The organism is Paenibacillus sp. oral taxon 786 str. D14, from assembly GCF_000159955.1.
GTDB lineage: Bacteria > Bacillota > Bacilli > Paenibacillales > Paenibacillaceae > Fontibacillus > Fontibacillus phoenicis.
On sequence record NZ_GG695973.1, the window covers coordinates 114,287 to 115,813 of the forward strand.

Annotated in this window: 1 protein-coding gene; it reads left to right on the plus strand. The window is 54.2% G+C overall.

The genetic code is table 11. From position 1 onward, the window contains the following. Positions 1 to 387: 387 nt before the first annotated feature. Positions 388 to 1,461, plus strand: a complete 1,074-nt coding sequence (locus POTG_RS07355; RefSeq protein WP_009224195.1) for a M42 family metallopeptidase — start codon at positions 388 to 390, stop codon at positions 1,459 to 1,461. The last annotated feature ends 66 nt before the right edge of the window (positions 1,462 to 1,527 follow it).

The window sequence follows — 1,527 nt, forward strand, 5'->3', positions numbered from 1 at the left end:
AAGCCCGCAGGAACCAAAGTTCCGGCGGACTCACGTCAGGTGAGGCAAGGGAATCGCATCCTGAAATCACAAATACAGAAGGATGATCACTAACAGGATAAAGAGCAGACAGATCACCAGCCAATCTTTGGCATATCGTTCCATTAAGCTTAGCCTCCTCATTCGCCCATCGACTGCTGCTTCTGCAGTATATGCTGCGCTCGGATGGCGGGTGCTCGCCAGAGTTACGACAGCACAAGAAATCCGGGCAATCCAATCGCCATGGACAATCGAAAAAAGGTAGTTCATACTAGGGTAGGAAGGTTATCTGAGATGGATTCTAAGATATCTAGATGCTGTAAATCGGGCCTTTGGAACCCGTATCTTTAGAAAAAGGAGAAGCAAACGATGAATGAAAAAACGCGCGAGCTATTTAAAGAACTGACGGAATTTCCAGCGGCTCCTGGATTTGAACGAGAACTGCGGGCCCTCGTTAAAAAGAAAATGTCGGCCTATACGCAGGAATTCGTGCAGGATAACCTCGGCGGACTGTTCGGGGTATTGCGCGGAGATGAGCAAGGTCCTCGGGTGATGGTCGCCGGGCATTTCGACGAAGTCGGCTTCATGACCACCGGCATCAGCGATAACGGGATGGTGTCGTTCCAGCCGCTCGGCGGCTGGTGGAGCCAGGCCGTGTTGGCGCAACGCCTGCAAATCATTACGCCAAACGGGCGAATCGTCGGCGTCGTCGGATCGATCCCCACCCACCTGCTGGATGAGTCGCAACGCAACAAGCCGGTAGACATCAAATCGATGTACCTGGATATCGGCGCGGACAGCCGTGAGGAAGCCGAAGCCGCAGGAGTGCGGATCGGCCAGCAGATCGTGCCGATTTGCGAGTTCACCCCCCTCGTAAATCCGAAGAAAATTATGGCGAAAGCCTGGGATAACCGCTATGGCGTTGGTTTAGCGATTGAGCTGCTCGAGGCACTGCACGGCGAGAAGCTGCCGAATGTTCTTTATGCCGGGGCTAACGTGCAGGAAGAAGTGGGCCTTAGAGGGGCTCGGACGGCGGCGAATCTCATTAAGCCTGACATCTTCTTCGCCTTGGACGCCAGCGCGGCCAACGACATGACCGGCGACAAAAAAGCGTTCGGCCGGTTGGGCGATGGCGCGCTGCTGCGCATCCTTGACCCGACGATGATCACCCATCGCGGCTTGGTCGAATATATCCGCGATATGGCGGATACGCACAAGATTAAGTACCAATATTTCGTGTCACCGGGCGGCACGGATGCCGGTCAAGTGCATCTCAGCGGCACCGGCGTCCCGTCGAGCGTCATCGGCATTTGCTCCCGCTACATCCACACATCCTCCTCAATCATCCATACGGATGATTATGCAGCTGCGAAGGAGCTGCTGATTCGCCTGGTGCGCGGACTGGACCGGACGACGCTGAACACAATTCTGGAGAATAGCTGAACCTCCGTAAGAAAAACGTCTATCGACGTACATTCAAAGTTTTCTGATATCTTCAAAAAAACCGCA